This window comes from Streptomyces sp. NPDC004667 (assembly GCF_040609475.1).
Classification (GTDB): domain Bacteria; phylum Actinomycetota; class Actinomycetes; order Streptomycetales; family Streptomycetaceae; genus Streptomyces.
The window spans coordinates 16,921-29,277 of the sequence record NZ_JBEXKC010000083.1 but is presented as its reverse complement, the minus strand read 5'-3'; the positions used below and the strand labels follow the sequence as shown (position 1 = coordinate 29,277).

13 protein-coding genes and 1 pseudogene are annotated in these 12,357 nt (G+C 69.3%); 4 read left to right on the top strand and 10 right to left on the bottom strand.

What is annotated here, in order from left to right; genetic code table 11:
• Positions 1-218, bottom strand: a 218-nt coding sequence (locus ABZW32_RS32265) for a hypothetical protein (RefSeq protein ID WP_356222841.1), incomplete at its 3' end; no start/stop codon positions are given.
• A 1-nt stretch (position 219) separates the two neighbouring features.
• Positions 220-1,245, bottom strand: a complete 1,026-nt coding sequence (locus tag ABZW32_RS32260; RefSeq protein ID WP_356222838.1) for an aldo/keto reductase — start codon at positions 1,243-1,245, stop codon at positions 220-222.
• 335 nt (positions 1,246-1,580) lie between these two features.
• Between ABZW32_RS32260 and ABZW32_RS32255 the strand changes: the two genes are divergently transcribed.
• Positions 1,581-2,384: a hypothetical protein gene (locus ABZW32_RS32255; RefSeq protein WP_356222835.1), complete on the top strand. Its 804-nt coding sequence runs from the start codon at positions 1,581-1,583 to the stop codon at positions 2,382-2,384.
• Positions 2,385-2,426: 42 nt separating this feature from the next.
• On the opposite strand, the gene ABZW32_RS32250 is transcribed toward ABZW32_RS32255, so the two are convergent.
• The 4 genes from ABZW32_RS32250 to ABZW32_RS32235 form a co-directional block, all read right to left on the bottom strand.
• On the bottom strand, positions 2,427-3,110 hold the full coding sequence (locus ABZW32_RS32250) for a response regulator transcription factor (RefSeq protein ID WP_356222832.1): 684 nt from the start codon (positions 3,108-3,110) through the stop codon (positions 2,427-2,429).
• The gene (locus ABZW32_RS32245; protein WP_356222847.1) at positions 3,107-4,213 is read right to left on the bottom strand and encodes a histidine kinase; all 1,107 of its coding nucleotides are present in this window, start codon (positions 4,211-4,213) and stop codon (positions 3,107-3,109) included. Before ABZW32_RS32245 ends, ABZW32_RS32250 begins: the two co-directional genes overlap by 4 nt.
• A gap of 107 nt (positions 4,214-4,320) precedes the next feature.
• Positions 4,321-4,845, bottom strand: coding sequence for a hypothetical protein (locus tag ABZW32_RS32240; RefSeq protein ID WP_356222829.1), 525 nt, complete (start codon positions 4,843-4,845; stop codon positions 4,321-4,323).
• A gap of 120 nt (positions 4,846-4,965) precedes the next feature.
• Positions 4,966-5,556 (bottom strand): TetR/AcrR family transcriptional regulator C-terminal ligand-binding domain-containing protein, encoded by a 591-nt coding sequence (locus tag ABZW32_RS32235; protein WP_356222826.1) that lies wholly within the window; start codon positions 5,554-5,556, stop codon positions 4,966-4,968.
• A gap of 103 nt (positions 5,557-5,659) precedes the next feature.
• Here ABZW32_RS32235 and ABZW32_RS32230 point away from each other — a divergent pair, with 103 nt between their 5' ends.
• Positions 5,660-6,886 carry an alpha/beta fold hydrolase gene (locus ABZW32_RS32230; protein ID WP_356222824.1) on the top strand — a complete coding sequence of 409 codons (1,227 nt, stop codon included), beginning with the start codon at positions 5,660-5,662 and terminating at the stop codon, positions 6,884-6,886.
• A 50-nt stretch (positions 6,887-6,936) separates the two neighbouring features.
• Complete coding sequence (locus ABZW32_RS32225) at positions 6,937-7,329, top strand: nuclear transport factor 2 family protein (protein ID WP_356222821.1); 393 nt, start codon at positions 6,937-6,939, stop codon at positions 7,327-7,329.
• 161 nt (positions 7,330-7,490) lie between these two features.
• Here ABZW32_RS32225 and ABZW32_RS32220 read toward each other — a convergent pair whose 3' ends face one another.
• The 3 genes and pseudogenes from ABZW32_RS32220 to ABZW32_RS32210 all read right to left on the bottom strand — a co-directional run bounded on the left by ABZW32_RS32220 (position 7,491) and on the right by ABZW32_RS32210 (position 8,927).
• Positions 7,491-7,736: a hypothetical protein gene (locus tag ABZW32_RS32220; protein WP_356222818.1), complete on the bottom strand. Its 246-nt coding sequence runs from the start codon at positions 7,734-7,736 to the stop codon at positions 7,491-7,493.
• Positions 7,737-7,823: 87 nt separating this feature from the next.
• Positions 7,824-7,886: pseudogene (locus tag ABZW32_RS32215) on the bottom strand (hypothetical protein); the annotation flags it as partial.
• Between the two features lie 678 nt (positions 7,887-8,564).
• A complete protein-coding gene (locus tag ABZW32_RS32210; protein WP_356222815.1) occupies positions 8,565-8,927 on the bottom strand; it encodes a hypothetical protein in 363 nt (120 codons plus the stop codon).
• A gap of 185 nt (positions 8,928-9,112) precedes the next feature.
• On the opposite strand from ABZW32_RS32210, the gene ABZW32_RS32205 reads away from it, so the two are divergent.
• Positions 9,113-10,201 carry a hypothetical protein gene (locus ABZW32_RS32205; RefSeq protein ID WP_356222812.1) on the top strand — a complete coding sequence of 363 codons (1,089 nt, stop codon included), beginning with the start codon at positions 9,113-9,115 and terminating at the stop codon, positions 10,199-10,201.
• Positions 10,202-10,534: 333 nt separating this feature from the next.
• Here the strand turns inward: ABZW32_RS32205 and ABZW32_RS32200 are convergent, their stop codons facing one another.
• On the bottom strand, positions 10,535-12,151 hold the full coding sequence (locus ABZW32_RS32200; RefSeq protein ID WP_356222809.1) for a PQQ-binding-like beta-propeller repeat protein: 1,617 nt from the start codon (positions 12,149-12,151) through the stop codon (positions 10,535-10,537).
• Positions 12,152-12,357 lie beyond the last annotated feature (206 nt).

The following is a 12,357-nucleotide window of genomic DNA, read 5'->3' as shown; positions in this document are numbered from 1 at the left end:
GCGAGAAGGGCCGACGGTACGTACGGGGACTGCTGGCCCTCCCGGGCCGCAAGTCGATGCGCGGGATCGCCGGGGGAGCGGCACCGGTAGACGGCGGGTGCGGCCGGCGCCGCCGGCGCGTACAGGCAGGGCTCACCGCACACCCCGCAGACGACGCGTCCCTCCAGCACGGCGGCCCGGGCCCCGTACGTCCCCGCGGGCGCGCTCTCGGCGTACACGTCAGCGCCTGCGCAGCGACGCGTCCGCCAGCTGCGGCGGTGAGTAGTCCGCGTCCGCGGGATTGAGGTCGGTACCGGGGGGGACCAGTTCGTCGATCCGGTCCAGCACGGTGTGGTCCAGTTCCACATCGGCGGCGGCCAGCAGGTCCTTCAACTGGTCGGCGGTGCGCGGGCCGATGATGGCGCTGTCGACGGCCGGATGGCTCAGTACGAAGGCCAGCGCGAGGTGCGTGAGGGAGAGCCCCGCGTCGGAGGCGAGCCGCAGCAGGTCCTCGACCACCTCGTACTTGCGGGCATTGCCCGGCAGGCTCTGGTCGAACTTGTGCGGGATGAGGGTGCGCCGGAAGTCGTTGAGCTCCAGCGGCCCGCCGCGGCGGTACCTGCCGGTGAGCCAGCCACTGGCCAGCGGACTCCAGGTCAGGATGCCGACGCCGTACTTCTGCGCGGTCGGCAGCACCGAACGCTCCACGCCCCGCATGAAGACGGAGTACGGAGGCTGCTCGGTGTGGAAGGGCACGTGCCCGCGACGCTCGGCCGTCCAGCGGGCCTCCACCATCTGCTCCGCCGGGAAGTCCGAACTCCCGATGGCGAGTACCTTCCCCTCCCGCACCAGGTCCGACAGGACCGACAGCGTCTCGTCGATGTCCGTCGACGGATCGGGCCGGTGCACCTGGTACAGGTCGATCCGGTCCGTCTCCAGCCGTCGCAGGCTCCCCTCGACGGCCTGCCGTATCCAGCGCCGCGAATTGCCCTGTCGGTTGCCGCCCCCGCCCATCGGGAAATGCGCCTTGGTCGCGAGCACGACCTCGTCCCGCCGCCCCTTGAGCGCCTTGCCGACGATCCGCTCAGACTCCCCGGCCGAGTACATGTCCGCCGTGTCGACGAGGTTGACCCCGGCATCCAGAGCGGCACGGACCAACCGCTCACCGTCCCCGTGATCCCGGTTCCCCCAAGCGCCGAGCATCATCGTGCCCAGAGCGATGCGGCTGACCGTGATGCCGGTACGTCCGAGAGTGGTCGTGCGCACAGCTTCCCCTTCCGTCGGTGTACCCCACGGCCCCCGCACACACCTCGGCGGTGACCGCAGACTATACGACATCTTATACCTAGAAGAGTTTTGACGGCGGGTGGTCGTCCAGGGGCAGTTGCCGTCGGGCCGGACGGTCGCGTGACGATCGATCCGGTCGCCGGGACTGGCCGAATTCGTGCCCTGGCGCGAACCGCCACGCCCCAGGAGGATTCTCTGCGGTCGGCCGCACGGGCCGGTCCGGAGAACCGGGGGGACCGATGGGAACTATCCGCAGAGGTTTACGGGACAGGTGGGTCGGGGCGTGTGCGCGCGGCGCGGCCGCGTTGGCGCTGATGTGCACCGGGGTCGCGATGGCCCCCACGGCGGTGGCGCAGACCGCGCCCGCGTGCTCGACCGACACGAGGGCCACGGGTCTGGCGAGCTCGCCGGTCGCCGACACCCTGGTGTCCGTGGCGCGAGCGGACGGCCGGATCGCGCAGCTCCAGCTCTTCTACGACGCCACGGCGACCGGGGGCCTGCCCTTCGTCTGGCATCGAGAGCAGAACGCACCCGGCGGCGCGTACGGGGGCTGGCAGCGGGTGGGCGCGGCGACCGTGGGCCCGAAGAGCTACGCCATGACGGCGATCGAGAACTCGGCGGGCAGGCTGGAGCTGTTGTTCTCCACCTACGGTTCCTTCTGCCACTCGGTGGAGGTCGGCGGCGGTGCGGGCGGCTGGAGCACACCGGACAATTTCGGCCTCGCGCCGACGCCGTACCACGGCGGAGTCGTGCTCTTCAAAGAGCAGGACGGCAGCATCGACGCCTTCGCCTCCGGCGCGTACGGCGGCGGCTCGATGGAGTGGCGTCATCAGCAGAACGCGGGCGCCGGCTGGGGCCCGAAGCAGTCCATGGGCCTGGTGCCGGACCCGGGCGTGGGCCTGAGCCAGCCGAGCACCGTGGAACAACTGCCCGACGGCAGGCTCCACGTGGCGGCACGCGAGTGGAACAGGGACCGCACCTGGGAGATCCGGCAGTCGGCGCCGGGCGCCGGCTGGGGCCCCTGGCAACTGACGACCCCCGCCGCACCGTCCCAGAGTGCAGCCGTCGGCCCGCGGCCGAAGGCCGACGCACGGCCGGCCTCCTGGTCGGCGCGATAGGCGGGCGGATTCCCGGTCGCGGCCGGGCCGGCCGAGGACCCGTCAGGCGAGGCCGGAGGCGATGGCGCGGCGGACGGCGTCCGGACGGTCGCGGATCCCGGCCTTGGCGAACAGGTTGTTGATGTGCGTCTTGACCGTGGCCTCGCTGATGAAGAGCCGCTCGGCGATGCCCCGGTTGGGCAGGCCCTGGCCGATCAGGGCGAGTACCTCGCGTTCGCGGGGGGTGAGGTCCTCGGGCAGCGGCTGGGCCGGCGCCGGCGTCTTGATCCTGACGGTGGCGAGCAGACGGTCCTGGACCTCGCGGTCGAGTACGGACTGGCCGGCGGCCGCGGCCCTGATCGCGCGGGTGATGTCCTGGCGTCCGGCGTTCTTGGTCAGGTAGCCGCGGGCTCCCGCGCCCAGCGCGCCCAGGATCGAGTCGTCGTCGGCGAAGGTGGTCAGGACGACCACCGCGACCTCCGGGTGTTCCCCGGCCAGTCGGCGGGTCGTCTCGATGCCGTCCATGACGGGCATGCTCAGGTCCATCAGGACCACGTCCACCGGGCCGGCGGCGACGGCCGCCAGCACCTCGGTGCCGTTCGCGGCGGCCGCGACGACCTCGATGCCATCGGCCAGGGCGAGGACCGCGGCGAGGGGCTCGCGGACGGCGGCCTGGTCGTCGGCGACCACCACCCTCAACCGCTCCTGCCCCTGCCCTTGCTGCTGCTGTGCTGTTCGTGCGGTCATTGCGGGATCACTGCCTCCACTTGCCAGTCGCCCTGGTGCGGGCCTTCGGTGACCGGGCCCGCGGCGAGTGTTCCTCCCAGCAGGGCGACGCGTTCGCGCATGCCGATCAGTCCCATCCCGCTGCCCGCACCCGGGGCCGCCCGGCGGGTGGCGGGGCGGTTGCGGATCCTGAGCGCGGTCGACGCCGGGGTGTACGCCAGCTCCATGGCGACGGCTCCGCCGGGAGCGTGCCGGGCGGCGTTGGTCAGGGCCTCCTGGGCGATCCTCAGCAGGCTCCGGACCGCCTCGGCGGGCACCTCGCGCACGGTCCCGGTGACGGTGAGGGCGTCGCGGTGGCCCGAGGACGCCAGCATGGCGGTGAGCGTCTCGCGCAGCGGCAGCGCGTCCTCACGCAGGGCGTGCACGGTCCACTGTGCCTGCCTCAGGCTCTCCTTGACCAGGCTGTGGGCCTTGTTGTGGGCCTCCCGGACCTTGTCGAGGTCGCCCGTGTCGATCAGCGCGTCCGCCAGTTCCAGCTGCATGTTGATCCCGGCGAGCGAGTGGGCCAGGACGTCGTGCACGTCCCGGGCGATCCGGCCGCGCTCGGTCAGCACGGCGGTGCGCGCCTCGGCCCGCGCGGCGCGTTCGGCCGACTCCGCCGCGTCGATCGCCGCCCGTACGGCCCGCTGCTGGCTGCGGTTGACGATGCCGACCAGGACCGGGGCGCCGGCGGCGAGGCCGAAGATCCACGGCAGCAGCTCGTGCCCCGGTCCGATGCGCAGGAACAGCACGGCGCCGCAGAGCAGGCTGCAGAACCCGGCGAGGACGAGGGCCGGCCGGGTCTCCAGCCGGTATCCGATGTGACCGGCGAGGAAGAAGGCGAAGAGGTAGCCCGTCCCGCTGCTGCTCAGGCCGATCAGGGCGGCCGCCGCGACGACCCCGAAGGTGAGCCAGACGACGGCGAGGCGCGGGGAGACCCTGTGCTCGGGAAGCCGCCGGGCCAGCAGCGCCGCGGAGTTGACCACGAGGAGGAGGGCCACGGCCAGACCCCGGCCGCTGAGGCCCACGGGCCGGATCGTCAGGATTCCCGCGACGACGACGGCGAGGGACACCGCCCACTGCAGGCGCGGGTCGTGCCCGGGGACGGGGCGCGCGCCCGCGTCCCGGCCGGTGTCATCACCGGGGGACGGGGCGCTCTGGTCTGCGGGCACAGCCCGAAGATACGGCACGGTCAGGCCGTGCGGCCGAGTACGGGCAGGGCAGCGGCCGCCCGCACCGTCCGGCTGCGTACGAAGATCGTGGCCACCCGGGTGACGACCTCGGTGAGCGCCATCAGGACGAAGGCCGTGACCCATGCCTGCTGGGTGGTGATGTGGTGCGCGAGGCTGAACCGGGCGACGTCGTCGGCGCCGCCGCCGTGCTCCACCCAGGTCTGGAACCCCATCCGCGCCCCCATGCCCGCGATCCACAGGACCGCCGACACGGCACCCGCCTTGATCAGGAGGTTTCCGTCGAGGGCGCGGATCCGGGTGTAGATCCCCCCGGCGATGCCCAGTGCGGCGCCCACCGCCGTCAGGGTGGCGATCAGGACGAGGTCGTTGCCGCCGGTGGGGACGGAGTCCAGGTACGAGTACGCCACGAAGGCCACGATCCCCAGCGGCAGCAGGAAGGTCTTGTGGTCGAGACGGCCTTCCCGCAGCTGCCGGAAGACGATCAGGACGAGGGCGATATCGGTGATCCACTCGGTTGCTGTCATGCCCTCCAGACTGCTGCGACACCGCTCGCCGCACCTGGACCCGGGGGTGGAGAAGAGGGTGGAGATCCGCCGGGCCCCCACGACGGACAAGGGGACGCAGAACAGAAAAGTCTGCGTCCCTCAGTCCGGATCAGGGTCCGATCCGCCCAGGAGCCTGTCCACGAGGAGCTCCGGGTAGCCGGTGGCCGGCAGGTCGATGCCGAAGATCGTCCGGATGTAGAACGGTGCGATCAGCTGGTCGAGGATCTCCTCCAGCGGCGGCGGGTCCTCGCCCCGGGCCATGGCCCGCTCGCGGATCTGCTCGATGGAACGCATGCGGCGCCGGAATTGCCCGGCACGGTCGCTCTGCGCCTGTGCGCCGTTCGGCATGGACAGGATGACGGCGCGTACGAGAGCGCGTCCCTGGGGCGTGTGCATGCTCGCGACGCTGGCTTCGGCCCAGGCGATGAGGTCACCGCGCAGGCTGCCGGTGTCGTTCAGCGGCGAGTCGCGTTCGAGGCGGGTGGTGACCATGTCGGCCAGCAGCGCGTCGAGACTGCCCCAGCGCCGGTAGACGCTGGTGTGGTTGACGCCGGCGCGCTGTGCGATCGCGGGGATGTTGAGGTCCTCGCCCTCCGGGTCCGAGAGAAGGTCGACGACCGCCTGGTGGACGGCCGCGCGGACCTGCTCGGGACTCCTGCGGATGCGCGGAGCTGGTTGGTTCTGAGTCACCCCCTCATCGTAAGCACAAATATTTGCTTCCGAGCGCGCGAGGATCTACAGTCGACCCCACAAGCACAGATCTGTGCTTGTGATTCCGAAGGAGACGACCGCCATGAAGCAGCTGCTGTTCCCGGACAACACCCAGTTCTGGTACGAGACCCTGCGCTCGATGAGCCACATCGCCTACGGCGGCGCAGACTTCGGCGAGGTCGTCTCCACCGCCGAGCGGGTCACCGAGGGCGACTACGACAGCTGGTACACCGAGTGGTTCACCACCGCCGAACGGGTGTCGGCGGAGGCCGAGAAGGCCCTGGCGGCCGGTCACCGCGTCAGCGCCCGCGACGCCTTCCTCCGCGCCTCGAACTACTACCGGTCCGCGGAGTTCTTCCTGCACGGCAAGGACTGCGACCCGCGCCACGACCACGCCTACGACCGCTCCGTGGAGTGCTTCCGGGCCGCCGCCGCCCTCTACACCACCCCGCGCATCGAGCCGGTCCGGATCCCCTACGAGAACACCACGCTCCCCGGCTACCTCTACCGGGCCGACGACTCGGGCACCCCCCGCCCGACCCTGATCATGCACAACGGCTTCGACGGCACCGCGGAGGAGATGCACTTCTTCGGCGCGCTGGCCGCCGTCGAGCGGGGCTACACCGTGCTGGCCTTCGACGGCCCCGGAATGCCCGGACCGCGCCACCACCAGGGCCTGGTCTTCCGCCCCGACTGGGAGAACGTCATCACCCCCGTGATCGACTTCGCCGAGACCGTCCCGGAAGTCGACAACAGCCGCATCGCCCTCCTCGGCCTCAGCATGGGCGGAGTACTCGCCCCCCGCGCGGCCGCGTTCGAACACCGCCTGGCCGCGCTGATAGCCGTCGACGGCCTCTACGACCTCGGCCAGATCTCCGTCCGCAACATCCCCGGCACCCGACAGGAGGCCGAACGCCTCCTGCGGGCCGAGTCCGCCCCCGAACTCGACGCCGCCCTCGACCAGATCATGGCCAAGGACCCGATCGCCCGCTGGGCACTCAACCACGGCATGTACGTCATGGGGGTCGACACCCCCCGCGCCTTCAACGCCTCCTACCTCGACTACACCCTCGCCGGCGGGATCGCCGAGAAGATCCAGTGCCCTACCCTCGTCTGCGACGCCGAGGAGGACGAGTTCTTCAAGGGCCAGCCCGAACAGCTCTACGACCACCTCACCTGCCCCAAGACCCTCATGCTCTTCACCGCCGAGGAAGGCGCCGGCGCCCACTGCCACCCCGGCGCCCTGCGCCACGCCATCGCCCGCATCTACAACTGGCTCGACGACACCCTCACCGACACCGCCGCCTGACCCCCACCCCACCACCCCCTGCCCGAACCCACCCGAAGGACCTTCCCCACATGACCCGCACCGGCATCAAGGCCGCCCTCACCGACCTGCTCCTCAACGAGGACATCACCCTGACCGAGGCCGCCGACCGGCACTTCACCCCCGACTACCGCCAGCGCACCGACGGCGAGTGGGCCGACCGCTCCCAGTTCCTCGACCACATCGCCCATCTGCGCACGCTCGTCGCCGCAGCGGAGATCGAGGTCCACGAAGAGCTCCACGACGGCGACAGGTACGCCGACCGGCACACCTGCCACATCACCAAGAAGGACGGCACGACCGTGAGCATGGAGGTCTACGTGTTCGCCGACATGGCCCCCGACGGCCGCTTCCGGCGCATCGAGGAAACCACCCTGCTGCTCAAGGGCTCCGAAACCGACCGCAACCTCGGCAGCGCCCGCTGACCCCCGCACCTCCCCCCGGGCCGCCCGGCCAGGCCCGCCGCACCCGACGCAATACCGTCGCCCCGCTCCGCCTTCGCCGCGCCGATGTTTGCCACCGTTGCCGATGGTGATGACCCCAGGTCATGGTCCCGGGGCCATCGCCGTTCTCTGCCGACAGACTGTCACCAGGCGCCGGTGATGGGGATGTCGCCGGGGTTGCCGTAGACGAAGCCGGCGGCCACGGTGCTGTTGTAGTTCGTCAGGTAGAACTTCTGTCCGACCGGGTCGTAGGCGCCGATCGTGTCCGTCCCGTCGCCGTTGAAGTCGCCGGTCAGCGGGGTCCATCCGGGGTTGCCGAACTTCGCCGAACCGAGCGTGCCGCCGGATCCGTCACGCTCGTAGAACGTCTGGGTCGACGGCCGGTACACACCCCCTAAGGACTTCCGGGGGCCGGACGCCGGATACGGGTCGCTCTTGTCCGCGCCGAGGCCGGCGGCCGGACCACAGCTCGGCCAGGCGTCCTGGCCCTGGCCGGCCAGTACCTTCTCGCCTATCAGGATCTGCTGCTGCTTGGTGGCCTGCGCACGTCGATGGAGTAGCCCACGATCCTGTCGCTGAACACATCCTTATCGTGCGGAGATACAGCTTCCCGTCGCCGGTGGCGTGCTCGGTGATGTCGGCGAGCCACAGCCGGTTCGGGCCACTCGCGGCGAAGTCACGACGGACGAGATCGTCGTGCACGGGCGGGCCGGCCTGACCGCAGCGGCCGTGCTCCTTCCCGAACACGCTCCACCAGTGGTTGTCCAGGCAGATCCGCCAGACGGTGCGGTCGGCCATCGCGGCCCCGCTGCCGCCTGCTTCATCGGCCAGGAACCGGTAGCCGAACTCCGGGTCCTCGCGGTGGGCGTCGAACAGAGCGTCCGCGCGATAGGCCTGTTCCGGTACGGCGTCGGGCACCGGCCTGCCGAGCCGGCGGCAGTAGGGCTGTCTGCAAGCCAGAGCACCCCGGCACGTCGCCGCGACGGGAACCCTGTCCACTTCCACGACGTCAACGGATGGGCCCCGAAGTCGGTGGCCACCTGTTCGACCGTCACACCCGGACCGTGATTCCTCGCGATCCGCACGACGTCCTGGCGGAACCCTTCCGGATAGGGCTTGGGCAGGCGGTATCCTTCCCGCCTGCCCACAGGGCGACTGAACGTGAACTCGCGACGTCGGCGGTGTCGCGGGGCCCGCTGGGTGCTGGTCGCTCGAGGTCAAGAGCGTGTCTGCAGCCAGTGACGCGCGGTGGCCAGTGTCACTTCGATGTCGTCGCTCCATGAACAGACTTCCAGCCATGACAGGTAGCCGTCCCGGGTGAAGACCAGGACCTCACCGGGGCACTCGCCCGCCTCGGTGACGAGCTGTGCTTCGGCCGCCACGACAGTGCCGGGTCCGACGGGCGCAGGTTCCACCTCGCTGCCGTCGAGCTCGAAGTAGGCGGTGCCGCACCCGCATGTGCAGCGCGCTCGCACCCTGAGGTGCGGGACCTGCCTTCGGAGCGCGACATGAAACGGATTGTCCGCGATCAGGACTGCCGCAAGCGCGTCGGATACGTCGGCAGGAAGGCTCCCGTTCATCCCGTCACCGTATCTGACCAGCAGCTTTGGGACTCCTGCTGTGTTCGCCCCATCGCCGTTCGGCCGGGCAGGGTGGTGTTCACGCGTCCAGGGCCAGGCCCGTGTCGGCAAGGCAGCCGTCGATGACCATCGACCAGATGTCCTCTCGCGCGTTCAGGCCGGGCGCGTAGGTGGGCAACCCAGCCGTGGGCCAGGTGGCCGCGCTCCAACTCCCGCTCCAGCCCGGCGACCTGCATCTCGCTGGGCCTCGTCTCCCCGCGCTCGAAGCGTTCCACGGCCTGCAGCCGGATCCGTTCCCGCGCGGCCCTCCCGGCGTCGGTCGACCCGCCACCCTGCGCGTATCTCACGGTTCAGAGCTACCGGAGCTGAGCGGCCGCCGTCAGGCGAACTGCACCGACATCACCCGATCACGTTCAGAAGCCGGCGTCCTGTGCAATCCGCCTGTTGCCCGCCATACTCACATGATGAGCAGTTTTGGAGGATTAGCCGTATCTGGCGGGACGGTACGAATACGCCGAGAGGAGCCCGACTATTCCATCAACATATTTTGCGTGTGGATTGATGGAATTCAAGTGGGTGAGCTGCGTAATCACAGTGAAATCAGCATACCTGTGACGTCGGGCCCTCATAACGTCCAACTGCGCTGGAAACAGAGATGGTACAACGCCGGGGCAAAGCAAAGCGAGACAGTGAGCATTCTGGTTGAGTCGGGTGCAGTCATAGAATTTGAGAGCCGGGTGGTCGAAACGCAATTTTCGGCAAGGATCGAGCTGAGTCCTGAGGGCCGCTCGATCCCTGAGGCCTCCTCGGCCGGTACCAGGGACGCCCGGGTCCTTGAAGTAACGCACATGTCACGCATCGAGGAACGGCTCGGCGACGAAGTACGTCTGATCGACAACCGTTCCAGCTCTGCTCCCGTGACCCGCCGCTTGACGGCCAGCCGGGAGTGGACCCGAACTCTGACCCTGGGTGAGAACCACGGCGAGACCATGCGCGCAGACGTGGGTGCGAACCTCCTCTGGATCGCGGCAAAAGGAAGCATAGAAACCGAACTCCAGCGCACGCTCTCCCTCACGATCGGCAGCACCCATCTATTCGAGGAGGAGATCGGCGTCACAGTCCCGGAAAGGACTGCCGTACGGATCGTGTTGAGTTGGAAGCGAATTTGGCAGTGCGGCCAAGCCCGCGTGTTGATTCCGGACGGAACCGTGCACATCGTGCCGTATCAAGTCGTGGTGAGCGTGACCTTCGATCAGAGCATCCAGGACATCTGATCCTCACGGATGAGTAGAGCCCGCACACCGGTACCCGGCCGCAGGAAGGCTCAGGAACAGGGCGAACCAAGGCTGTCACGGTCAAGGCGGCCTGTCCCGGATGCGGCACTCGAACGCCAGCCTGTGGTGACGATGCAGGCGGTATTGTCCATCGGCTGGTCCGCACGGTGTTCGATCTGGTGCACAAGCTGTGCCGGTACTGGGAGTGGGGCCGGCCGCTGCTCTCGGACGTGGGCTAGCGCACCGTGGACTTGATCCGTTCCCGGCCGGACGGGATCGCGACTGCCGGCCAAGAGGGGCGAGTGTGGTGCAGGGTCTGCCGGTTGTGCGGTTTCAGCGGTGCAGGGCGTACAGGTGCCCTTCGGTTTTGTTCTCGTTCTGTGTGGCGATGATGACGGTGCCCTCGCCGATCGCGGGGTCCTGCGGCAACTCGCCCTCGGTTGTGTGGGTCCAGACTTCCTTGCCGGTGACCGCGTCGAAGGCGTACAGCTTGCCGAACCACATGCCGAAGTAGACGATGCCGTCGGCGAGGACGGGGGACCGGGCGAGGGATCCGCCGGTCGTCACCGACCAGCGTTTGGTCCCGGTGTCCGCGGCGAGGGCATAGAACACTTTGTTGTCGCTGCCGAAGTAGACCGTGTTGCCGAAGATCAAGGGATACCTTGAGAGACCTTCTGCGTCGCCCTCGGCGTGGAACGTCCAGACCTTCGTGCCACGTGTCTTGTCCAGCGCGAACATGGTCCCCTTGTCCCCGGCGATGTAGACCGTGTCCCCGGCTATGACGGGAGCGCCGTGAAAGAAGCCTTCGCCTCCGGGGAACGTCCACAGAGGCTTTCCGGTCGCGGCGTCCAGCGCGTAGAGGTCACCGTCGTCGCTTCCGGTGTAGACCACTCCGCCGCTGACGGCCGGCGCCGTGGAGATGCGTGATTTCGCGGTGAATGTCCAGCGTTCCGTTCCGGCGGTGGCGTCCACTGCGTGCAGTTCGTGGCTCACCCCACTTCCACCGAAGTAGACCGTGCCGTCGGCGACCGTCGGCTTCGGGGGTGTCAGGATCGTGGCACCTGTGGAGTACCTCCACAGAATCCGCTTGTCGTCGCCGGCGTACAGAACCCCGTTGTCGTCGACGAGGTAGAAGCGCCCGTCGGCGACCGTCAGGGGCCCGGGCAGGGATTTGGCGTCGAGTTTCGCGGTGAAGTCGGGCACTGCCGCGCCTGTTGAGGCGTCGACGACCACGAGTTCGACGCCGGCACGTTCGTCGAACGCGAGATAGTAGACCCTGCCGCCACTGACCACGGGCGACGAGAAGGGCCAGGGCTGCTTGGGGACCGTCCACAGCACGGTGTTCTTCGGAGCCGATGGGGATGCCGGCGGCTGTGTCCCGGTCCCGCCCTGCCGGCCGGTCGCACCGTTGGGAGTCCCACCGGCCCTGGGCTGTCCGTTCGTCCCACCGGTATCCAGCCCTCCGACGGCCTGGACGCCGCCGTAAACGGCAAAAGCGAGCACGATGGCGACCACGGCCAGGACCACAAGAGTCCTGGCATCCCCGTGGCGGATGTTGTGGATGATCTGGTCCCGGCCGGCGAAGTTGCCCCGAAGCCTGTTCCCCGACCCCTGCACGGTGACTCCCCCACCGGAGGCGACGTATACCGGTGGCGGGGGAACCGTGTCGGTTGCCGCTGCCGAAAGGGCATCGGTGAGCTGCACGACCAAGGCCTGATCGGCCGTGAGGATAGCCACCAGAGCGCCACGGAGGGCGGTCTGGGACCCGGGCTCCTGAGGAGCCGCGTCGAACTGCGCCACAGCCGCGTCCTGCCCGGCTCCTCTGAGCCGGCTTCGGACGATGTCCGCGACCGCAGTCGCAGCCGTGCTGCCCATGCCCGTCGCCGCAGCCGTGCCGGCAGCGGCCATCAGATCGACCGCCCCGGACGCGAGGTCCTCCAAACCGCTCATTGCACATCCCCCCGGAGAATGATTGGTCATGTCCATGATTCCAGTGGGAGTGGGTGGACAACCCGGCAGACGCCCAATCGCAACCAACGTGGACCCCGGAGGAGGGTCGGGGCCCGGCAGGTCCGACCGCGGCCTCTTTCGCCGTCGCAGCTGACCGTGACGCACGCCGGGCAAGCCCAAGGGGAGCCTGGGCAAGCCCCCCGAAC